The organism is Nostoc sp. C96, assembly GCF_059384975.1.
In genome coordinates this window covers 1,776,484-1,800,333 of sequence record NZ_CM182020.1, presented here as the reverse complement: position 1 = coordinate 1,800,333, position 23,850 = coordinate 1,776,484, and the positions used below count along the sequence as shown (strand labels likewise).

The window sequence follows — 23,850 nt, the reverse complement described above, 5'->3', positions numbered from 1 at the left end:
GGAAAAACTGAAATTTAAGTATACGCAAACTTTCTCATAGAACAAGTTAAGTCATGTATACGTCAAGTATTATGGCTACTGCCACAAGTTTAATGTTATTTTTTGGCTACTTATCTTAAATTTAGTTGTACTAGTTGTATCTAGTCTGTTGGAAGCGCACAAGGTAATTTATCGAATGAATGTCTCCGCGAGCTTAACGCCGTTCAACAGTCCCGCACCTGCATCAACGCCAATGATTCTGGATACCTTACCAGATCCGGCGATCGCAGGACAAGGATGTCCGCCCAGAACCAGGGTGCAAATCGACCTCATTTTATTGGCCATTGAAGCTTTAGAACTAGGTGGTTCCGAAGCAATTTTGGCTTTTGCTGAAGAACTAGATTTAAAAGAGATTATTAAAAATCGGGTCAATTTATGGCGGATGCGTAGCTCTAACCCTATGCGCCGAGCAAATATCCGCCGACCCCTAACTATTATGGAAGCCAAGGCTTTAGTAGTTATTGCTTGCTACATTGCGCGGCGGTTAACAGTTGTCATCCGCCAGATGCTAATGATATATCAGCAAATGAATGACAAGCAGATACCTCTAGAACAAAATTTGCGTTTATCTAACTACTTAGAACGCTTTCGAGCGCATTTTAAAAGTAGAATGAATGCCCGACGTTCTGGCGTACTGGCCTTAACTTCTGATGAAAAATTAGATGAGTTAGCTATTAATTTGCTAGAAAAACTACTATTTTGTACTGGTACGGCCGGAATGCAGCGGTTCTGGATTAGTCTTTTTGACGGGGAAGTGGAATGAACATTCAACGGAAGTACAGTTTACCTAACTGTACGTTGCTTTTAGAGGGTTTAAGTGATGCTTCCAGGGCGGCACATTTACAAGAGCTACGCCCAGAATTATCAATATTGGTAAATGTAGAATGCTATATATCTGGTTATAAGCAGCCTCTGGTGGGAGGCCGAGAATTTTTTGAAAGTTTGGTCAGGGCGGTGAGTGGGTACGCCCAAGAATTTTTAAGTAATGTACCGAATCCTCAAGCTCATAACCAGGATTCGGAATTAGTAGAACTACAAAAAATTGACCATAACCGTCATAGACTGATTATTCATGCTGAAAGCACGACAGAAGGTTTGGAGTCGAATGCTAACCAGGCTAAATCACCGATTCAAATTGATATGAATACGGTGCAGTTATTTGATTTGGTAGAAGCTGTAGACCAGTTTTTTGCTGATACCCAAACCTTAGCAGAATTATCATTAGAGTTACAACCAGTTGCCCGACGTTATGGTGGTGCTAATGAAATTCTCATCAAGCAAGCAGTACCAGCCAGTATTGGAGTTGCGAGTGTAGCTGTCGCTGCGGTTGCTTTTAGTTTGATTCCACCTCCCCAAATTCGCACACCAGAACCACAACCAGAAACTCAGAGTAGCGCCACGCCAACACCTATTACTACGGCGACTCCCAGCACAACACCCTCAGCGGCGAACTCTCCCTTAGCTAGTGCAACACCCATAGCTGCTACTATCAACCCGACTCCAGCACCGACAGCAGCAACACCGCCGACAAAAGATTTAGAAGCACTGTTAAATACAGTTTCCGAAATCACCGACCCATCTCAACTACGCGCTTTGAATCGTCAGGTATGGAATCAACTTGATCCCGCGTGGAGTAACCGTTCGGCAATCAAAGATGATTTAGTTTATCGTGTAGGTGTGGCTGGTGATGGTGCGATCGTTGGTTATAAGGCAGTCAATCAAGGGTCAAATGACGGCATAGAGTTAACCCCACTACCCAAAGTACTTTACAATCCTGCTAAACGTTCTGCAATTACTAATGAACCAATAGCTCAATTTAAAGTGGTCTTTACTAACAAAGGTGTGTTAGAAGTTAGTCCTTGGCGCGGTTATGCTAGTACACCACAGGTAATTGGCAGTAAAATTACAGACTCTAATACAGTTAAAACTTTAAACCAAAAGCTATACAATACAATTCGCCAAAATTGGAAAGGTACTCCCACCTACACAAAAGATTTGCGTTATCGAGTCGCCGTTAATAAAGAGGGCATCATTGCTGATTATGAACCACTAAATCAGGTTGCTTTCGATTATTTTCGGGAAACCCCACTGCCAAATATGTTTCAATCTGTTTATGGTTCTAATGGTGCAGCACCGAATAACCAAGAACCCCTAGCTCACTTCCAAGTAGTGTTCAATCCCACTGGCAAACTGGAAGTCACTCCTTGGAAAGGGTATCAGTAACTATAGCAGGGGATAGGTGATAAGTGACAGAGTTAAAAGACTTTTACTGATATTTTAGCTACCTGGGCGATCGCACTTAATTGTCATCTATCAGCAGGCGGAATTACTAATCTATCTAAAAAAAGTTTTTAGAAGTTAGTAAAAACAACTATGTTGTTTTCGGGTAATAATAACTTTGTTACTCGATAGCGTTGCTGGTAACGAAAATGACGCGCTCTCCCAATTCAGGCAATGATCAGGAGCCAACTAACCGTCGTTTATTACATTTTCTCCTTTTAAGACGTACTAGTCTGGTAGTTGGAATTATCCTGCTGGCTGGAACTGCATCGGGAATTTGGTGGGCGAGAAATTATGTATATAACGAATTAGCACCGTTAGTAGAGACAAATCTTGAACAATTACTGGGGCGACCGATAACATTAGGTCATGTTGAGGCCTTTTCACTTTCGAGTCTGAGATTTAGTTCTTTATCGATACCAGCAACGCCTACTGATTCTGACCAACTGACAGCCAAAGCTGTTGATGTAAGGTTTTCTCTATTACCAGTCATTTTCAGCCGCACACTACCGTTAAATGTCACATTAATTCAACCCCGTGTATTTATCCAACAGGATCAGGATGGGCGTTGGGTGACAGCGGCAGTGAAAAGTGCAGAGGGTCAAGGTTTTATTCAAACTCAGTTACAAACACTTGAGATTGCTGATGGCAATGTAGAATTATTACCAGCCACTGCACCAACTAAACCAAAAGGTGCTGTAGTCATAGATAAATTTGGTGGAGTAGCGCGATTTTCACCAGATAATACACAGATTAGTTATGAAATCAATGGTCAACTCACCAGAGGCGGCGCTGTTAAAATTTCTGGGGAAACGCAACCAAAAGCACAGCAAACTAATCTTCAGGTTGTAGCACAAGATTTACAAGCATCTGATGTTAGCCGATTAATTCAGTTACCCATTGTTTTGCAAGCAGGTAGGGTAAATGCTGACTTGGGTGTGCAAATTCCCGCAGATGCTTCAGAAATTGCGATTACTGGGACAGCTATTTCTCATCAAGTCACAGCGCAAATTCAAAATATTCCCCAAAAATTTGTCAATTCTAACGGTAGATTAGCCTTTCAAGGTCAGGCGATCGCATTAGATAATCTAAGCACAAACTTGGGCAAAGTTCCCCTCCTGGCAAATGGCACAGTTAATACTAAAACAGGTTTTAACCTATCAGCGCAGGTAAAACCAGTCAATGCCAAAAACTTATTAGATACATTCAACGTCAAATCACCAGTTATCGCCACTGGGGAAATCCAAGCTAACGTCAAAGTCCAAGGTTCTCTTCAACAGCCAGTTCTCAGCGGTACAGTTAGCAACACCAAACCTATTCAAGTTGACCGTGTGCAATTCAAGGCTGTCAACACTAATTTTCGCTTGAATGTTAATAAAAATACATCTCAAATCACTGTCTCAAATCTCAACTTAGTTCCCGCAGCAGGAGGAGTAATTACAGGGAGTGGTCAAGCAATATTAGGCGGGCAGGTAAAATTTAACGTGCAAACTGAGGGTATATCAGGAGATATACTGGCACGTAATTACGGTTTAACTCCCCCGATTAATATTGGTAATGTCTCAGCTAATACACAAATTACTGGCTTTCTGGGCAAACAACCTTTAATACTCAATGTTGCCAGCATTCAAGTCAATCCACCAGCCGGGGGGCAGATTGTTGGGCGTGGTCAAGTGCAACTAGCACCCCAAGGTTCAGTATTATTGAATATTCTCGCCCAAAATTTACCAGGAGATGCGATCGCTAAAACCAACAATTCTTCCTCCACAATCAAAGTTGGCAATGTATCAGTAAATACTAAAATTTCTGGCGTGTTGGGGAATTTGCGGGCTGTGGCGCAAGTGCAAGCGCCTAATGCAACTTATCCCACCATCGGTGCAGCAGTAATTGACCAACAAGGGCAGAATATCATCTTGCCCACGGCTGTGTTTAATGTGGCAGGTAATACAATTAGGGCTAGGGGTCAGGTTGTACAGAACCGCTGGCAAGCTTTTGTGAATACTGAGCAAGTTCAGTTAAGCCGTTTTCCGCAGGTTCCCAAGCAATTTCAAGGAGTTGTCAATAGTGCATCAGTGAATTTGTCAGGAAGCACTAAATCTTTTCAAACGGAAACTATTCGCGCCACAGCACAGGCTAACTTGAGTGTAGCAGGTGGTAGAGTTAACATCAGGGATGCTAATTTAAATAATGGTCGCTGGCAAGCTGTTGCTAATGCTTCGCAGATTGCTTTAAGCCGTTTTCCGCAGATTCCCAAGCAATTTCAAGGAGTTGTCAATAGTGCGTCGGTGAATTTATCTGGAAGCACGAAATCTTTGCAACCGGAAACTATTCGCGCCACTGCACAGGCAAACTTGAGTGTGGCAGGCGGGAGAGTTAACATCAGGGATGCTAACTTGAATAATGGTCGTTGGCAAGCAGTTGCGAATGCTTCGCAAATTCAACTGAGTCGTTTTTCACCGCAACTGCGAGGAAGACTTAATGGTAATGTGCAGTTAGCTGGTAATACCAAATCTTTTGCGCTTGCAGATATTCGCGCTACTGGACAACTTCGCGCTAATCAAGGAGTGGCGCAGTTAGCACAACCATTGACAGCGCAATTTCAGTGGAATGGTAGGCAGATAATTGTGCCACGGGCGACGACACCGGGGGTTAGTGCTAATGGTGCGATCGCAGTACAATTACCAGAAACTGGTACACCGAAAATTGCGGGCTTTAATTTCAATGTCCTGGCGCAGAATTTTAACCTTAACAATACAGGTGTGCAAGTTCCCGGAGACGTTGCCCTATCAGGCTTTCTCGATTTTAATGGGCAAGTTTCTGGCACTCCAGAAACACCGCAAGCTACAGGTAATATTCGCCTGCGGAATTTCAATGTGAGTAACTTGGCATTTGACCCAGTTTTAGCTGGTAATGTCAACTTTCAAGGCGGACGCGGGGGAAGTCTGCAACTTGCAGGTGTGCAAGATAGGATAGCCCTGAACCTGAATGCAAATTATCGCCCAACTTCATTTTTAGTGAAGCGCGGTCAAGCAATTAGCTCAGGTAGAACCGAGGGAGATAACTTAATTATCAACGCCCAACAGTTTCCTATTGCTTTGGTTGGCGGCTTTATCCCTGACAATAGATTGAAACCCTTGGGCGGACAATTATCAGGGAATTTAGTTGTTAATCTCAATAATTATGCTTTAGCTGGAGATGTAGCTATTGCTCAACCGCGGGTTGCTAGAGTTTCAGCCGCAGAATTCCGCGGTAGTTTCAATTATGCCAATGGTGCTGCTAACTTAACTAACGGTCTATTGCGTCTCGGTGATAGTAGCATTGCCTTAAGTGGGAGTGTGCAAACTGGCAATAACCCGCAATTTCAAGTCCAAGCTAATTTAGTGGAAACTAGAATCCAAGAAATTTTACAAGCTTTTAATATCTACAATTTTCAAGACTTGAGTACAGGAACAGAAGCGCCAACTCTAGCAGGCGCAGAAGCACTCAACACCACACCTCTTAGCTTACCTAATGCAGACTTGCAAACCCAGTTAGAATATTTCTCTAAAATTGCCACAGTCGTAACGCAACAACAACAGCAAGAGGAAAAACAAGCGCCGCCTTTGCCTAGCTTGGCAGAATTAACAGGTGCGTTAAATGGAACAATTACCGCTAGTGGTTCATTAAAATCTGGCTTGAATGCAGGGTTTAATCTTCAAGGTGCTAATTGGCAATGGGGACAATATGCTATTAATCAAGTGATTGCTCAAGGTAATTTTGCCGATGGTGTTGTGACGCTCTCACCTTTGAGTATTGGTATCAATCAAGGATTAATAGCCTTCACCGGACAGTTAGGCTTTGACCAACTTTCGGGACAGTTGAATGTAGCTAGTTTACCTTTATCTCTGTTTCAGCCTTTCATCGCCAAATATCCTATAGATATTACAGGTCAAGTGAATGCTGTTGCTAATTTGCAAGGTAGTTTACAAGACCCTAGAGTAAATGGCCAAGTTTCACTGGCGAATGCGACTCTCAACAACCAACCAGTGCAGACAGGACAGGTAAAATTTGCCTACAACAATGCTCGCGCAAATTTTGATAGTACCTTACTGTTGACCGGAACTCAACCTATCACAATTACAGGTAGTGTTCCTGCACCCTTACCTTTTGTCGCAGCACAGCCAGAAAGCAATCAAATCAGCGTTAACGCCAATGTGAGTAACGAAGGTTTAACACTGTTAAATCTGTTGACTAACAATCAAGTTTCGTGGGTAGATGGACAAGGACAAGTTGCTGTCAACGTTGATGGTACATTAAACCAGCCAATTATCAATGGAACTGCCACATTTAATAATGCAACTATCGGCGCTCAAGCTTTATCAAAACCGCTAACCAATGTCACAGGAACAGCGCAATTTAACGGCAATACAGTGAATGTGGCAGGTATTCAAGGCAATTATAATCAAGGGTTAGTCACTGCATCAGGAATCTTGCCGATTTTTACACCTCAGTCTACTGCATCTAATCCGCTGACAGTATTAATAGAAAAACAATTAGATTTTCAAGTTCCAGGATTATATGAAGGTGGTGTGAGTGGTAATGCGGTAATTCGCGGAACCGCACTCAAACCGCAAATTGGTGGGGAAATTGAACTGAATAACGGACAAGTCATTATTGGCAATTCCACTACGGCTAATTCAAAACCAGCAACGACAGATAGTAATAACATCAACATTAGTGCCGTAACAACAACAGCAGCTAACCCCAATACGACAACTACAACAGAGCCTACTAACGCTGTAAATAACACTGCTGTAACTAGACCTAATTTACCTGTAGAGTTTGCTGATTTACGCTTGACTTTGGGTAATGATGTGAAAGTTACAAGTCAGTCTCTATTGAGTTTTGTACCAGGAGCCTTAAGTCAACCCATACTTAGCTTTAACGCCAAAGGTGACTTGACCATTAATGGAACTTTAGCCAAGCCTCTCCCGGAAGGAGTGATTCGTTTAACTGGAGGACGAGTTAGTTTATTTTCAACTGAGTTCACCTTAGAACGCGGCTATGAACAAACAGCGACATTTATTCCCAGTCAAGGACTTGATCCTACATTAGATGTGCGACTGTTGGCGATCGTCCCAGAGACATCAGCCACGAGTAATCGCATTTTAGAATCACCGTTGTCGGGAGAAATTAGTGATGTTTCTACAACTAATTTCGGGACTTTACGTACTGTGCGCGTACAAGCCAGAGCGACAGGACGAGCCAGTGAATTAAACCAAAATTTAGAACTTACCAGTCAACCTCGCCGCAGTCAGGGAGAGATTGTGGCGTTGCTAGGTGGGTCAATTTTGAATAATTTTGCTCAAACCGGAGATATAACGCAAGGATTAACCAATTTTGCTGGTACTACTATTTTAGGCAGTTTACAAGGAACTATTACTGCGATCGGTCAGGCAGTTGGCTTTAGTGAATTTCGCATCTTTCCCACTCCCATCACAGACTCCACATCAAGACGCTCATCGGTTTTTGATTTGTCAGCAGAGGGAGTGTTCAACATTAATCGAGATTTTTCTGTTTCTTTATCAAGACCTTTATTTAGTAGTGATGCGTCTTTTCGTTATAACGTCCTTTATCGGCTGAATGATGAAATCTTGGTGCGTGGTGCAACTGATTTAGGTAGTGAAAATCTCCTATTATTTGAGTATGAAACTCGGTTTTAGGTTTTAGTCGGGGCGATTGATCGCCCGCCCTAATTTATAAATGATACAAATACATTTGTAGGGGCGAACGGCCGTTCGCCCCTACTACGATACCCACGTTCGCCCCTACAATACCCACGTTTGATTACAAACCTTACGTCGTTCATCACAAACGCTAACTCATCCATAGAGAGCCTTACGTCATTCGTCGCAAACCTTACGTCCTTGCTTATTAACCCTACCTCATCCATAAAGAACCTTACGTCATTCGTCACAAACCTTACGTTGTTGCTTATTAACGCTACCTCATTCGTTATGAACAAGGAAACGTTTATGATCAATGGGGAAGCGATCGCCTAAATCAAGAAAAAACCAAATTTATTAATCCTTTTACTTTTCTTGATAATTAGGAAGTTTCGATAGATCTTGTAAAACTTCCTTAGCAGACTGGTATCTTCTGAGGTAATCGTAGCTTGTCATTTTATCAATAATTGCAGCTAATTTATCTGTTGTTTGTGTCATATCTCGCCAAATTACCACAGTTGTCTGTGGATCGCGCATAATTTCTTTAGCATTAAGTCCTGTTAAAGCTTGAATTCCAATCATACCCAAGGCATGAATATCACTGTTTAACCTGGGTTGACCCATGAGTTGTTCAGGCGCTGCATAACCCAAAGTACCCACTGCCACTGTTAAGTTTTCCTCTTCTTGCTGAGATTGAATTTGTTTTACTGAGCCAAAGTCAATCAGTACTATTTTATTGTCTGTTTCCCGCCGGATAAAATTGCTAGGTTTGATATCTCGATGGATAACATTATGATCATGGATAAATGCTAATACTTCTAAAACATCCTTGAGGATTTTAATCACCTCAACTTCCTTAAGACAAATACCTGGCATCAATTTGTCATACAAAGATTGCCCTTCAATAAATTCTTGCACTAAATAAAACTGTTGATTTTCTTCAAAATAAGCCAGTAGTTGAGGAATTTGCTTGTGTTGACCTAAAAGCTCTAAAATTTCTGCCTCTGTCTTAAATAAACGTCTAGCAACTTCCAAAAATCTGGGGTCTTTTTGAGCAGGTTGTAAATGCTTGACAACACATATTGGCGAACCAGGACGCTTAGTATCATCGGCTAAGTAAGTATAAGCAAAACCCCCTGAACCCAATACATGCGTCACTTTGTAACGGTGGTTCAGCAATTGATCTCTTTGAGGCTGGCTATCAACTGGTGGATTAGCTTCGTTACCAGTATTACTACCTTCTCTTAATAAGGATTTTAAGAGGTCTAGAGTTTTTTCTTGTTCTTGAATTTGGTACTTAAATCTTTTTTGCTGCTGCTTAGTATTATAGAAATAATAGACACAAATACTACTGACAAAGGCTGCTAGTCCTAAAACTATTTGATTTTTATTTTCTAATAATATACTGAGAGGTATTACAAATGATACTGTTATTATAAAATAGAAAAATACTGATCCTGTATTCTGGCGAGGTTTTTGCTGTTTTAGTATACTTAAACTTTCAAGCAGTAGCTTTTTTTCTCTATCCAGCGCATCAATTTTTACCTGTTTGGCTTCTTCACTGTTTTTGAGTGTAAAAACATATTCTCTATCAATTCGTATTTGTTTATCACGAATAAAATTTACTAGATAATCATGAACTAGTTGATAACGATTACCTGAAGAATCTGGCAATAAAGTAACCAAACCTGATTTTACCAATATCATTAGTATTAAATCTAAATTTTCTACTTTTTTACCTACTAAGTCTCCTGCTAGTTCATCCAGAGTTTTAAGAGGACGTGTTCTATTGTTTGCATCTGTTAATAAGTACAAGACAAGTAAAGCAGTTTTATAATTACCATCACCACAATCTTGTAATAGTTCATCAATAAATTGTTCTACTAGTTTGGCTTTAGGATTACTACTGAGGTGATAGTAGTCTACTAAAGTAGTAATCTTTTTTGTTTGTAATTGCCTACCCACAATCTGTAGCTCAATAGGACGAACTTCACCTAATTCTTCTGCTAAGTCCCTTACAAGCTGATCTATCAGCTTTGGCTCTAATTTAAAATATGTTTTTTTTGTGATTTCTTCTATAACATATCTTACTTGTCTAAGGGAGAAGTTGCCTAAAAAATACCGATTGTTTTTATCTAGGATATTATTATTAATGGCATCCAATTTAAATAGTTGTTCAAATTCTAATAAACAATGTAAATATTCTTCCTGTAAAGACAGCACAATCTTAACAAAAGGAATATCTAAACAAACCCGCAAAAACTCATAAAACTCTTGCCTTTGGGCCTTATCTGGATAAACAAAGAAAAACTCCTCAAACTGGTCAAAAATTAAAACTGTTAATAAATTATGGTCAGCATTATTTCTTAACTGTGATTGAATTGCTGCAACTGCATCAAGATTAACAGTTAATTTCCTTTCTCTAATCGCCTCAAACTCCTCAATCAAACGCCGCCCTAAACCAGCCACCCAATCTGTATAAACTCTGATTAAAATTGGTAAAGCATCTCTTTCGCCAATCGATCGCTGTTGCAAAGCTGGAATTAAACCCGCTTGCAAAATTGAACTTTTACCTACACCCGATTGCCCATGAATGATAGTTAATTTATAATCATTACGGCTAATTCTTTCTCGCAGACGGTTAACATCTATTTCTCGACCAGAAGCCGCAATTTCTTGAGCAATTGTCCCAGTATTATCTAGTTGACCTAACCCGCTAACCCCTTTCCCTGTGAGGGAAGGGGGAATATTTAAAGCCTCTCTCCTTGTAGGGGAACCAGTGCGTTGCGGGGGTTCCCCCCGTTGTAGCAACTGGTGTGAGAGGTTTGGAGAGGGGTTTTCTATAACTTGTGCAACGTAAGGATTAATTACCTTTCTCTGAGGATTTAAATAAGAAGCCCCAACAAAAGCCCGAAAACCATATTGTTGTTCTATTTGTAATTGCTCTAACTTAAAATTAAAAGCTTTGAGATATTCACCTTGCTCAAAATATAGTGAGCGTAACTTTTCTAAAATAGAAATATATAACTGCGGATTATATTGATGATTACTAGATTCTCTTGCAGTTTCTAAACTATGAATTGCTGCTGTAACATCACCTAAACCCTGTTGTGCTTGAGCTAAAATCAACCGATACCAACTATATGTATGTGGCTGTATCTCAGAAATAATAAATAATATTTGCAAAGCCTGTTGTATAAGTTCATTTGCTTCTTCCCACCGCGAATTTTCTACAGCCACTTCAGCCAAAAAGCCATAAGCTTGAGCTACCTGCAACGGTGTACCATATTCTTGTTGCAACACCAATGATTCATTTGCCAGACTTTCTAACTCTGACCAAGTTTTTAAATTTTGCAGTATTTCACCAAGTTTATTAATATATTTAGCAACTAAATTTAAATATTGTCCTTGCTTTAAAATATCTAGTGCTTGCTGCAAATATTCTTTAGCAGATTGCCAATAATGTTGATTTTGGGTCTGATTAATTACTGCATAACGGTCATAAGCTAAGGCAATATGAGCCAATAATATACCTTGTCGTTCTAAATCTTCACTTTGTCGCCAAAAACTCAAGCTTTGTTGATAATGTGTTACAGCAGCATCTATTTGATCATCTAAATAATTTTGCAAACCCCGCACAAACTCAAGATTTGCTTGTAATGATGATGTTAAAACTTCTCCCCGACTTTGCAAATCTTGAATTGCTCTTTCTAATTCCCAGCAAGTCTGCGGGTTAAGTCTGACATCACCAGCAAATATTGCCTCAGTCTGTTGCTGAATAAATGCAATCAACTCATGAGTAGAATTTTCAAACTCGATAATAGTTGACCAATTTTCTAAATCAGTGGCTAGTCTGATAAACTTTTGCAAAACTAGGTCATTTACCCACAGCAATATCGGAAAAGCAAAGTTTCTTCTAAACTCCTCCCGCACTCTGTTAGCCGCAGTCAACATCGTGTCAATATCTTTCACATTTTCCAAGCCAAACACCATCAATGCTGGTGGGTGTTCATCTCCAAGTTGTTCAGCTATGTTGGAGTAAAGTGTTTTGACAGATGCAGGTAAAGTAATTTCGCGTATGTTTACGGGAGAAATTTGGTGTAGTTTTTGGGTAATGCGTCGTCGCAATTCAGTATAATTACAACGTAATAAAATCAGCGAAAATTGACCCTGAGAAAGAGTAATTGCTCTGACTAATGTTTGTAATGAATGCTCATTATTAGGAGTTAAATTTTCTGAATTATTCTGATTTGTCATACTGTAAATTATTCTGCTGCAAATAATATGAAACCTAACCCCCTAACCCCCTTCCCTACGAGGGAAGGGGGAGAGTTCAGCCAAATACTTATCCCCGAAATTCCCTAGCTTCTGCCAAAATTGGATTGATATCAAACCACGAACCATCTTCATCTCGATATTCAAATACAAACATATTGCGGAGTAAAAGGTCGTATTTTTCATGTCCTCTGAGGATTTTTCCTTGGGCAACTTCCCGCAATACTTCCCATTCATCTGCGGTAATTGCCAAAGTTAGTTCGTTACAGCGTTTTTTAATAACTCTATTGACACAATCCCAGGAAATTGGCGGGTCTTCTTGTTGTAGACAGCGAAACAATATCATGAGCAAGTTCCGCAAATGACCGCCACTCACTAAGCAAAGTCTTTCTAATGTTTCAGGACTATCAAAAACCTCTATAATTAAATGTTGGCTTTGTTCCCAACTCACCCCCGGAAACGCCCTCGCCATTACCATTTGTTTTAGTAGTGTAATTCCTTCAGTAAATTTACTTCCATCTTGAAGTTGTACCGGAACCATCGGTAAAACTTTGGGATCAACGCCAAAGCGATTTGTTAACCGTCCCAAAGCGTTAGAAAAAATCAAAACCAAAGGAATAGTATAGACGACGTGACAACTTAACTGGTTTAACTGTTCACCACGTTCGACAAATAAATATTCTGGTTGGTAATAACCGGAAGGTTTTAGGGAATTATCGATGCGGTCAAGGTTATCAACTATGACTACTAGTCCATTTTTACCTTGCTGCTTGAGTTTTTCTCTTGCGGGTTTGAGCAGTTCTTGATTAATTGACTCTAAAATACTGTTGGTGCGCGGTTCTAAATATTGCCGCAATTGACTTCGCAATTTTGGGCTATCTTTAGTTTTGGCAGTTACTTTGGCAATACCTACAGACAACTCAGCCTGGGCTGACAAATCTAAAGGTGTTTGTAAAAAATCAACAACTTCTGTAAATAGATTTTGAAAATAGCTGGGCTTGATCTTAATTTGGGCTTTTTCTAAGCTTTGACTTACTTCGCGTGCGATCGCCAGTAAAATATCTGTAATATCAACATCGGCCACATCTAAACTTTGGCTAGACTCAAAATATACTACATGAAAACCCTGCTGTTCTAACTCTACTTTCAGCCGTTGTAATTCTGTCGATTTCCCACAGCCAATATGTCCGGTAAATAATTGACAAGTTGGTTCGTCGGCTGACAGTCGCGCAATTGTCCGTTTCAATTCTTCGATAATCTTGCCACCTCGCACTTTGGCAAAATCAATATAATATTGTCTATCTTCTGCTTTACTAACCGTCAAAGTCTTGCTGGGGTTGCAAGCCTGAGAAAATCTGACTAAATCCAGTTTCATTGCTAAATCACCCAAAATCAGCCTGAGACTACTGCTGATGCTTGTGATTATATGGTTTTTAATGTGGATATATGCAGACTAATTCAGGTGAAGGCTGTTACGCTATGTTTCCAGAGAAATTAACCAACGACAAAAAAATCACAAATTTTGAGTGAATTACGACCAACCCCGTAGTTTTTTATGTACTTGCGCCAAATACCACATATAATCATCAATCTGGTATTTATCGGCAGCTTTGACTATATACTCTTGAGCTAAATTCAAGTTGTTTGCAGATTCATAATACAACCCTAGATAAAGATGACTATAAAATTTACCCTTAATTCCTTCTGATTCTCCAACAGTTAAAACTTCTTCGGGTGTACAGTTTCCCGCAAACAAATCATATATGAAGCGCAGCACTCGTCTGGGGTCATTTTTGACTTTTAAGAGAGAATTACGTGCTACTTCCACACCTTGCAAACGTGCTAGACAAAGATAGCGCCACACCGTTTCTTCGACATCATTAGCATTTACAGTTAAATCAATTTCAAACTGTTGAGCGCCTTCAGCAAATCTTTCCGCATAATAGTAAGATAAGCCCCGTTGCCAGAGATATGGTTTGAGACGAGGTTCTATTTTTTCTGCTGTGTCAAAGTCTTGAATAGATTCATCAATTTTGGCTAATTGGAATTTAACCATACCCCGCCGAATGTAAGCCTTGGCATTATCTGGTTGGTTGTGAATTATATCATCCCAATGTTGCAGTTGATTGTCTAAAGAATTGGGTAAAAACATAAATTATCTCAACTTGTTATATCAAGTTCGGGTAATTAGTTATAATTCCAGAAATCTGTGCATAAATGAAAAACCCGCTCCTCGGCTCCCTCTGCGGTCTTAATGATAATTATTTTACCGAACATGATATTAGTTGTTGCACCATAGCAGTATCTCCAAGCTTGGGGAATCTAGCTCATACTCTTAGTTTAAAAGGCAGAGACTAAATATCTAGCCAAGAGGTAGAAGAAATTACAGGCAATATTCGGTAATTTGAGGCTAGTTTCTCAAAAATCAGGAAAAAAGCTCGTGGTTCCTATTAGAGATAATAATCCTACGCAAATTACCCCTTATGTAACTTACGGTTTAATTGCCGCTAATGTTTTGGCATTTATCTATGAAAGTAGTCTTCCACCGCAAGCATTAGATGGCTTTTTACACCTAGCGGCTGTGGTTCCCCGCGAACTTAGCTTAAGCTTTGCTGGTGTTTCTGTGCATCAACCAGTACCAGAATGGGCAACTTTAATTAGCTCGCAATTTTTGCATGGTGGCTTCTTGCACTTAGCTGGCAATATGTTGTTTCTGTGGATATTTGGTAATAACGTTGAAGATAAATTAGGTCATGCCAAATATTTGCTGTTTTATTTAGCTTGCGGTATTTTAGCGTCTTTGACCCAATGGTATTTCTCCCAAGATTCTAACATTCCATCTTTGGGTGCCAGTGGTGCGATCGCGGGAGTTATGGGAGCATATATCCTCCGCTTCCCTAAAGCTGAGATTCTTGGTGTTGTCCCTTTAGGCATTTTCTTCCCAACTTTCCGGGTTCCCGCTTATTTCTTTTTAGGATTTTGGTTTCTCCAACAATCTTTCTACGGACTTGCCAGTTTAGAAACTCCTACTAATATTGGTATGGAAAGCGGTGGTATCGCTTACTGGGCGCACGCAGGCGGTTTCATCTTTGGAGCGATTCTCGGCCCGGTTTTAGGTTTGTTTAGTGACAAATCTCCCGAAGAATCATGGTACAGCTAAGGCAATTTTGGATTTTAGATTGGGGCAGGGTTTATTAGTGAGCTTTTTCGCACTTCATCTGTCGTAATCATTTTATTATTTGCTGAAAGCTTTGCGGCAAATTGGTTTATACTCAGCACATTATCACAGGTGCAATTATCAAAATTTTTCAACTGCCAGTCACACAAGCTATATTGCAGTTAATTGATAATTAGGAAAAACACCTGTGTTTCCACTCTATGACGAAAATCCAACGCGAATCACGCCTTATTTCACTTACGGCTTGATTGGCATGAATGTTTTAGTTTTTCTTCATGAAGTGAGTTTGTCTAATGCCCGACTAAATCTCTTTTTCAGTGAGTATGCTGTAGTACCCAGAGAATTAACCTACAACTTTGATGGAGAATGGATAACTTTAATTACATCACAGTTTCTCCACGGTGGTTGGTGGCACTTAATCTCGAACATGGTTTTTCTTTGGGTTTTTGGCAACAATATCGAAGACCGTTTGGGTCATTTCAAATATCTAATTTTTTATTTGACATGCGGTGCTTTAGCAGCTTTATGCCAATGGGCAATAGGAATGAATTCTCCAATTCCTTCATTAGGCGCTAGTGGTGCAATTTCTGGGGTTTTAGGCGCGTACCTCATCCGCTTTCCTCATGCCAGAATTACAACCTTAGTATTCTTAGGTTTTTTTGCAACTACAATTAGTGTTCCAGCACTGGTAGTCATTGGCATTTTCTTTGTACAGAATGTGATATCTGGTCTTGCTAGTCTCCAAACTGCTGCTAATATGAGCGTCCAAACTGGGGGAGTTGCTTATTGGGCGCATATCGGTGGCTTTGTTTTTGGAGTTATGCTTGCGCCCTTGTTTGGTTTATTTAAACGCGACTATGAATAAGCTTTAACAAAGTGCTGAGTGCTTAATCCCAAGGGATTTGGGGCATCAAGGTTTCATTTTCCCCACCCTTGTATCCCCAAACTTTTATTCCTCACTAGTTGTAAGTGTTATTCACACCTGCGGAAACTTGATCAGATTCTTCCACAATTACTGGTTCTGATGAAGAATTTGGTAGCGGTTCTGCTGTTTCTGGTACAGTAACTTCAATATCAGCGCCATTGATAATTACACCCAATAATCCTAGTTCAGCTTCTTGTAATTGATCGATCGCTTCACCTAACATACTTTCTTGTGTATAGTTTGGTCGTGCTACCAATACTATGCCATCGCTGTAGGGTTGTATAAGTAACGGATCATTAGAGTAACTTAAGGGACTAGTATCTAAAATTACTAAGTCATAACGCTCACGGGCATCTTCCATCAGTCGCCGCATTTCGCTAGATTCAATAATAGCTGGTGATTGAAGTACAGGGCCGGGACTGGGAATAATGTATAAATTTTCTACGTCAGGTACTAAGCGAATACAATCACTCAAGCTGGCATAATAGCGCAAAGGTTCGATAGTCGCGTCAGGGTCAAGCGTAACTTTTAGGGATGTAGCCCGTGAAGGCGATCGCAAATCAGTTTCAATAATTAAGGTACGTTTGCCAGCACGAGCGCAAGCTACACCTAAGTTGTAAGCACTGACTGTTTTTCCTTCTTGAGCGCCAGTACTAGCAATTAAGAGAATTTTTACGTCTTTACCTGCTAGACGGCGTAAATTACTACGAAACTTTTCATAAAACTCCAAATATGGTGAATCAACAGAAAATACCACTGGTACTGCTTCAGATGCTAAATCATCCACAGGCATTAAAGGTATTTCGCCCAATAACACCACTTCCCGTTGTTTCAAGCTGTCGCGGATATCTTCTTGGGTTTTGAACGTTCCTTCTAGGGAACCCAGCAAAAATATTACGCCACCACCAACTAAAAAGCCTAAGAAACCACCAATTCCTAAAGTTGTTGGGACGCTCTTGACTTTGGTGGGTTCGGGAATGATAGTCGGTGTTCGGGCAACAGTCAAGCTACTAACAGTTTCTGCCTCTGCGGTTTTAGAGTCTGTGAGTTTAGCCTGCATTTGGTCGTAAACTGCTTTTTTTAGAGCTACTTCCTGTTCTAAACGCGATCGCTCTAACTGTTTGTTTGGTATTAAAGAATACTCTTGCCGTAGGCGGACTTCTTCACGGATTTGCTGTGCTAACTGTTGTTGCAGCGTATCCCGTTGGGTTTGCAAAGTTACCATCTGATTCGCTAACCCCTGTCTGGCTGGGTCTAAGTTACTTTGAGCGCGAATCCCCGAAATATCTCCAGCAAAAGGTGCGGCTGCACCACCACCACCGATAACTTCGTTAGCACGCTGTTGGATTAATAGTTCTGTGGCTTCTTTTTGGCGTTGTAACTGAATCATCGTGGGATGTTCAGGTCGTAAATCTTTCCGTAACAAAGCGATTTGCGATTCTGTTTGATATAGCTGTGTTCGCAAATTACCCAAAATTGGGTCAGCACTTAAAGCCGAGGAAACATAAGCCTTATTAACATCTAAACCTAACTTTGCTTGCAAACTGCGAATTTGGGCATCAATCCCCGCAATATTTAATTGAATTTGTCGTTGTTGATTTTGGCTATTAGTGATTCCTGCTAATAAACTACCATTCTCTGCGGATAAGATTGCTGGTCGTTCGCGGCGATCGTACTGCTCTAATCTTTTTTCTGCGGTTTGCAATTCTGTTCTTGCTTGAGGTACTCGTTCTTCAATTTTTTGAATAATTGCTCTTAACCTTCCTGTGTTAATCTCACCACTCAGCTTGATCATTGCCTGCATTAATTCCTGAAGCACCTCTTGGGCGCGTTTAGGATCAGTATCTTTATATTTCAGATCAATAACTGTAGATGCAACTTCTCCAGCCTTAGCTTTTTCGGGTAATTTCAGGGCAACATTTGTACCAATTGTTTTTGGCTTAACATTAACTTTTGTGGCGACAGTTTCAATAATCTGATCCGACAGCAAAGCAGCCTCGCTTAATTCTTGCCCTTGCTGCTGAATTTCATTCCCCGTCAGCGAAAATGAAACTGGTGGACGATTATAAGTTAATGCAGCATCTGCTATGTAGTTAATCGGTGGATCTGGCTGTACAGCTACCACTGTTGACCCGGCGACAACTAGCGCAAAACTACCTAGTCCAATCCACTTATACTTCTCGAATGCAATTAGATAGCGTTTAACAATTGGTGGGGTCATAGCAGAGGCATATAGAAATAAGCGAGCGAATGCTGTTAATAGTCAATGGTCAAATAGTTAATAGTTATTTGTCTTTTTTTGGTTTCAGCCAAACAAATAAAATGTACTAATTTGAGCCACCAAAAAATTGGAAAAAGCGGATAAAACTTTGAACATCAAAGAACGGCCGAGTAATTGTACTAAAGATATTAGTAATTCTAGTAATTAGGTTGCGACCAACAACAATAACATCATTATCTTGTAAGGGGACATTTTGAGAAATATCTCCAGACAGTGCTTTTTTGGCATCCAGTTTTTGCGTAATTGCCCGACCTCGTTCTGGGTCAAATCGAATTAAGGCAATATCTCGCAGGTTAGCTGTATCTAAATTAATCCCTCCCAAAGCATCAATAAAAGTACTGCCATTCGGCAAGGTTTGTGTTACAAGTCCACCAGCCGCATAGTTTAACAACCGGACGCGAATCTGCGGTACAGCTAAGGATGAACGCGCAATTAAATTGCGGTCATAACCATCATCGTTGCCGACTTCTCGACGGGGGATGATTACTGCGTCACCATCTTGCAAACGCAAATTTGGTACTGAACCACCATTTTGCAACGCTGCATAGAGGTCAATATTTTGCGAAATTACAGAACCATCCATTAATGTTCGACGTACCTGCACTTGTCTGAGGTCGGCGTTCATAGTTGAACCGCCAGCTATAAGTAAAGCGTCAGCAACTCTAGGTGTGGAAGAAGTAACAGGATAAATTCCTGGACGAAAAACCTCACCGCTAATCGTAATTTGTACAGGTCGTGGTGAGAATAGAGAAACTGCGATCGCCGGATCAACCATCACCCGGCTTAAACTCAAGCGAATTTTTTCTTGAGCTTCTGCCAAACTCAAACCTTGTATGGATAAAATGCCCACCTGTGGCACAACAATATTGCCTTCGGGGCTAATTTGGGCTTGAAAACTTAAATCTTGCCGCAAGCCAGTCAATGACAAAACTACTACGGGATTAACTACATAACGATTAAATAACAAGCGAATCTTTTCTTGAGCTTCTAGCAAAGTTAAACTTTGTAGTGGCACTGTACCTAGTAGTGGCACTGCAATATTACCTTCTGGATTAATGGAAGCGGCAAAACTTAAATCTGGGAAGCGTTGAACCACAACATTAATCGAATCTCCCGGCCCCAAGCGATAAGCACCAGGAGGACGTTGAAACGCCACACTAATTACATCTCCTGGCCCTAATAGATAACGGTTGAGTTGAGAAGAAACTGCACCACTTTCATTTGGCAATACACCATCAGCATTGGGTGGTGGCGCAGGAGGTTGTAGCGGTGATTCTTCAGTCGCCGGATTTGCAGGTGGTAGCGACGGAAATTTTTGTCTTGGGGAAGTTTCGGAAGATGGTAAAGATTGAGCGACAACAGGTTGCACAGAGTTTGTCAGCCAAACACCTGCCTGAAAACTGACAAAACATAAAGTGCTAAATGCACGTACATAAGGATGGGAAGCTATAAACATCGGTGCTGTAAAGCTGTATTGAGAATTGGTTCTGCCGAGTTGTTATTTGACGTTGGAAATAACTTTTATATTGGTTTTGAGTTGCAGAATTGATTATAGAAAAGCATGAAAATTTTTATTTTGCCATTCCCTGAAATTATTGGATCAAAGATAGCAGTTTATCCACACTACTAGTTGATTTCTCATATTTTCAAACATACTTAACTATAAAGCGTTTGCCATCAATGTGGTTTGCACCGCTTCACCCAGAGACTGAGCTAAAGATTTAGTATTTTCTACTTCTCCCAAAGGCTCCATTGGTATCAAAATACTTACAGCCACCCAAGGAGTCCGATGTTTCTGCCACTGCGTCAACTGATCTGTAAAAAACCAGCGTAAAGGTGATGGGTCTCCACCATTGCGGAAAGCATACCATTGCAAGGTAGCAAAGGTATCTTGTTGTGTCGAAATCCGCAAAAATCTAGCTTTGACTCGCGCTTCTGGATGGGAAGCTGAATTTTGAGCCTGTTTCACTGGAAATTCCAGAGAGCGTTCTTGAGCTATATCCCATTTTCCCCAACGCAATCTCCCCCAGCCGTTAATCTCCGTCCATTCCACTTCAGGTTGATCCTTTGGCCCATTCTGTGGCAGTAATAGCAATATCACCTGAGTTTGCGAACTGGCTTGTTTAAGAATTTGCAACGACCATTTATGCTCACCAATTTGTTGTTCACTTTGTTGAACCGTTTGCCAACCAGGAATGGTTAATCCGGTTTTGCGTATTTTTCTTAATTCCTTGAGGGTGGTAACAGGTGGTGGCTGTTTCCATTCCCAGCGTCCACTGAAGTAACCGGAAACTCCGCCCATTGCCAATAGTAGTAGCAATAATACTAGAGCTACTATATATGTCACCTGTTTTTCTTTGAGAACCTTAGAAAAGGAAATCATCAGTAAAATTTGCAATATTTACGCAAGATTTTACTGAAAAAATGGCACTCTGAGTTCAGTAAAAGTAGCAGTCTCTAATGGGGGCTTTATAGATTACTAGGCTGAAATTGCTGGCAAAGCTATGTGGAGCAATGAAATTTCTCCAAACTTTTTCTGAAAAACAATTAATCTGTAACCTCTGATTTTCTGTTAGTTCTGCTCGTCTATTGGTTCTACAGTTTCTGGTTCTGCTAAAAAATTGCTGTTCATCCAGTTGAGTAATGGGACTAATAATAAAAGCATACAAGCAGAGTAAACATCACCGCCCCAGCTGTCGTGTAACCATTTAAATGCAGCTTCATTACCTGTGCCATGAAAGTAACTGAGAAAAGTGTTACGGATGATGTTGGCAGTAACGCTAATAACAACAGCCATACATATAAACCAAGCACTAATGCGGCGCGAAGCCAAAACACCAGTCCAATACAGCAACATCAAGCTGACGTAGAGAGTGGTAAACAACATTTTTAACCCCGCACAATAAGGAGCCACTTCTACAATGCGTCCGCTGACATAAATATTGATTTCATCAACGGTGACTTGCATCCCAATTTGGTTGAGGATGAACCCTGCTGTACCTGCAATAAAACTTTGCAAGGGTAAAGTGTAGGGAACTAATAGATATGGAACAAAGGTGGGAGTTGCCAAAAATAATAATACCAAGGGAAAGGCTTGTAATTGTAAGCCAGCTATGCCTTTAAACCACAGGCACAATCCGGTTAAGATGATGGGCAAAGAAAGGTTAACCCAATCTGCGATACCGCTAAGATAAAATACTCCACCGATTAAAAGCAAAAAAGCACCCACAGGATGAGTGCTATCTGGTAAACGTTGCCACTGTTTGCGATTCAACCAACTCAGGTAAGCTGCAAATGGTAGACCGATAATTCCGTGGCTAAAATATTCGTGTTCTATACTGATACTTTTATTTAACCAACCATCAAGCCAGTGGAGCAATAGAGGAGCATACAATAATCCCAAAACTCCTAAAATGGCTATACTGAGTAATTGTTGTGTGCTTCTAATTTGAATTTGTTGTGGAAGTGCCATGATTTTAAAGTATTGAAGAATTCAGAATTCAGGATTCAGAAGACTACCAAATCAAAAGATAACAGGCGAGTATTTTACTGATTCAACCATCAGGAACCACAAATTCAATGCTGAATTCTAGCTCCTGAATCCGATTCCTGAATTCTTTGTTGTTAAACGGATAACAACTGTTGTTGTTCACCACTCATGATTGATGTAATCTCTGCCACGACTTCTTTAATTTGACTACTACTTAAACCAGGATACATGGGTAAAGATAATATCTGCTTTGCTAGTTTTTCAGATTGAGGAAAATCGCCTGGTTGATAGCCTAAGTAGGTAAATGCTGGTTGTAAATGGCAAGGAATAGGGTAGTGAATTCCGGTTTGAATTCCGGCTGCTGTGAGTTTGTCCTGAATTTGCTGGCGGCGTTCAGGTGAAGAAATATCATCAATTTTAATCACGTAGAGATGATAAACATGTCCTGTACCGCTTTGATTTTCTATGGGGATAATCCCAGCAGATGCTAAGGGGGCTAATTCAGTATCGTACTGTTGGGCGATGGAATGGCGATCGCCATTCCACTGTTGTAAATGAGGTAATTTTGCCAGTAAAATTGCTGCCTGCAAGGTATCTAAGCGGCTATTTGTTCCTGATTCTATATGCACATACTTTTGCGCTGCACCGTAGTTGCGTAAGCGCACCATTTTTTGAGCAATCTCTGGATCTTTTGTAATTAGCATTCCGCCATCGCCAAAAGCCCCTAAATTTTTGCTGGGGTAGAAGCTAAAAGCAGCAGCAATACCCACAGAACCTGCCCGATACCCTTCTCGTTCAGCTAGATGGGCTTGGGCTGCATCTTCAAAAATTAAGAGTTTGTGGGTAGCCGCAAAATCCAACAACTGTTTTGGTGATACCATCTGCCCATAAAGATGGACGGGAATAATTGCTTTGGTACGAGATGTAACTACTTTAGCTGCGGCTGCTAAATCAATTAAGGCTGTCTGAGGATCACAATCAACAAGAATTGGTTTAGCCCCTACACGTAATACGCCTATTAATGTGGCAACAAAAGTGTTAGCTGGCAGAATTACTTCATCACCAACACCAATATTACAAGCTTGTAAACCAAGAGCGATCGCATCGGTTCCTGATGCTACACCTACACCATAATCTGCACCTGATGCTGTGGCAAAGGCTGTCTCAAAATCTGCAACTGCTTTACCTAAAACAAAATCTCCTCGATGTAATACACTATTGATTGCTTGTTCTAATTGATTTTGAATTGGTTGATGTTGTAAATTCAGGTCTACGAAAGGGACTCGAACAACCATTTTATTCATTGATGATTATGCCTCAAAATCTCAATATTAAACTTGACAACAATTAAAATTAATCTTGTTGTTTAACCATAATATTTAAACAGCAATAATTGGTAAAACCTCAGTAAATATTTGGTAAATTCTGCTTTTAATTTTGATTATTTTTAATCGAAACCTCACGTATTTTGAAAAATCAATATACATGTAAATTGGATTTATTTTTCTTGAATGCACATTGTTAACTTTTTCAAGAATGGCATTTTTTATTAGTGGCTAAATACTGAACAAATCTAGACTATGTTTTGATTTTTATCAAAACATAGCTTTCGATGCCATTAACTGAGTAACAGTATTTTTACGTAAAAAGCAAATTTTAAGTCCACAATCATTGCGT

General features: G+C 40.4%; 13 protein-coding genes. 5 read left to right on the top strand and 8 right to left on the bottom strand.

The genetic code is table 11. From position 1 onward, the window contains the following. Nucleotides 1-175 precede the first annotated feature (175 nt). From AC504W_RS07745 to AC504W_RS07735, 3 genes are all read left to right on the top strand, one after another. Nucleotides 176-802 carry a DUF3038 domain-containing protein gene (locus tag AC504W_RS07745; RefSeq protein WP_494877162.1) on the top strand — a complete coding sequence of 209 codons (627 nt, stop codon included), beginning with the start codon at nucleotides 176-178 and terminating at the stop codon, nucleotides 800-802. Then, entirely contained in the window at nucleotides 799-2,262 is a 1,464-nt protein-coding gene (locus AC504W_RS07740; RefSeq protein ID WP_494877161.1) for a DUF4335 domain-containing protein, read from the top strand. The genes AC504W_RS07745 and AC504W_RS07740 overlap by 4 nt, the downstream gene beginning before the upstream one ends. 206 nt (nucleotides 2,263-2,468) lie before the next feature. Continuing rightward, a complete protein-coding gene (locus tag AC504W_RS07735) occupies nucleotides 2,469-8,021 on the top strand; it encodes a translocation/assembly module TamB domain-containing protein (RefSeq protein ID WP_494877160.1) in 5,553 nt (1,850 codons plus the stop codon). Nucleotides 8,022-8,390: 369 nt separating this feature from the next. On the opposite strand, the gene AC504W_RS07730 is transcribed toward AC504W_RS07735, so the two are convergent. The 3 genes from AC504W_RS07730 to AC504W_RS07720 all read right to left on the bottom strand — a co-directional run bounded on the left by AC504W_RS07730 (nucleotide 8,391) and on the right by AC504W_RS07720 (nucleotide 14,451). After that, nucleotides 8,391-12,281 (bottom strand): protein kinase domain-containing protein, encoded by a 3,891-nt coding sequence (locus tag AC504W_RS07730; RefSeq protein ID WP_494877159.1) that lies wholly within the window; start codon nucleotides 12,279-12,281, stop codon nucleotides 8,391-8,393. Nucleotides 12,282-12,369: 88 nt separating this feature from the next. Next, on the bottom strand, nucleotides 12,370-13,674 hold the full coding sequence (locus tag AC504W_RS07725) for a P-loop NTPase fold protein (RefSeq protein ID WP_494877158.1): 1,305 nt from the start codon (nucleotides 13,672-13,674) through the stop codon (nucleotides 12,370-12,372). A 156-nt stretch (nucleotides 13,675-13,830) separates the two neighbouring features. Continuing rightward, a complete protein-coding gene (locus AC504W_RS07720) occupies nucleotides 13,831-14,451 on the bottom strand; it encodes a tetratricopeptide repeat protein (RefSeq protein ID WP_494877157.1) in 621 nt (206 codons plus the stop codon). Between the two features lie 288 nt (nucleotides 14,452-14,739). On the opposite strand from AC504W_RS07720, the gene AC504W_RS07715 reads away from it, so the two are divergent. Continuing rightward, nucleotides 14,740-15,459 carry a rhomboid family intramembrane serine protease gene (locus AC504W_RS07715; RefSeq protein WP_494877156.1) on the top strand — a complete coding sequence of 240 codons (720 nt, stop codon included), beginning with the start codon at nucleotides 14,740-14,742 and terminating at the stop codon, nucleotides 15,457-15,459. Between the two features lie 205 nt (nucleotides 15,460-15,664). Beyond that, nucleotides 15,665-16,342, top strand: coding sequence for a rhomboid family intramembrane serine protease (locus AC504W_RS07710; RefSeq protein ID WP_494877154.1), 678 nt, complete (start codon nucleotides 15,665-15,667; stop codon nucleotides 16,340-16,342). Nucleotides 16,343-16,436: 94 nt separating this feature from the next. On the opposite strand, the gene AC504W_RS07705 is transcribed toward AC504W_RS07710, so the two are convergent. From AC504W_RS07705 to AC504W_RS07685, 5 genes are all read right to left on the bottom strand, one after another. Continuing rightward, a complete protein-coding gene (locus AC504W_RS07705) occupies nucleotides 16,437-18,623 on the bottom strand; it encodes a GumC family protein (protein WP_494877152.1) in 2,187 nt (728 codons plus the stop codon). 106 nt (nucleotides 18,624-18,729) lie between these two features. After that, the gene (locus AC504W_RS07700; RefSeq protein WP_494877151.1) at nucleotides 18,730-20,139 is read right to left on the bottom strand and encodes a polysaccharide biosynthesis/export family protein; all 1,410 of its coding nucleotides are present in this window, start codon (nucleotides 20,137-20,139) and stop codon (nucleotides 18,730-18,732) included. A 204-nt stretch (nucleotides 20,140-20,343) separates the two neighbouring features. Continuing rightward, nucleotides 20,344-21,066, bottom strand: coding sequence for a cyanoexosortase B system-associated protein (locus tag AC504W_RS07695; protein WP_494877149.1), 723 nt, complete (start codon nucleotides 21,064-21,066; stop codon nucleotides 20,344-20,346). 189 nt (nucleotides 21,067-21,255) lie between these two features. Beyond that, complete coding sequence (gene crtB / locus AC504W_RS07690; RefSeq protein WP_494877148.1) at nucleotides 21,256-22,155, bottom strand: cyanoexosortase B; 900 nt, start codon at nucleotides 22,153-22,155, stop codon at nucleotides 21,256-21,258. Between the two features lie 152 nt (nucleotides 22,156-22,307). After that, nucleotides 22,308-23,477: a DegT/DnrJ/EryC1/StrS family aminotransferase gene (locus AC504W_RS07685; protein WP_494877146.1), complete on the bottom strand. Its 1,170-nt coding sequence runs from the start codon at nucleotides 23,475-23,477 to the stop codon at nucleotides 22,308-22,310. Between the last annotated feature and the right edge of the window lie 373 nt (nucleotides 23,478-23,850).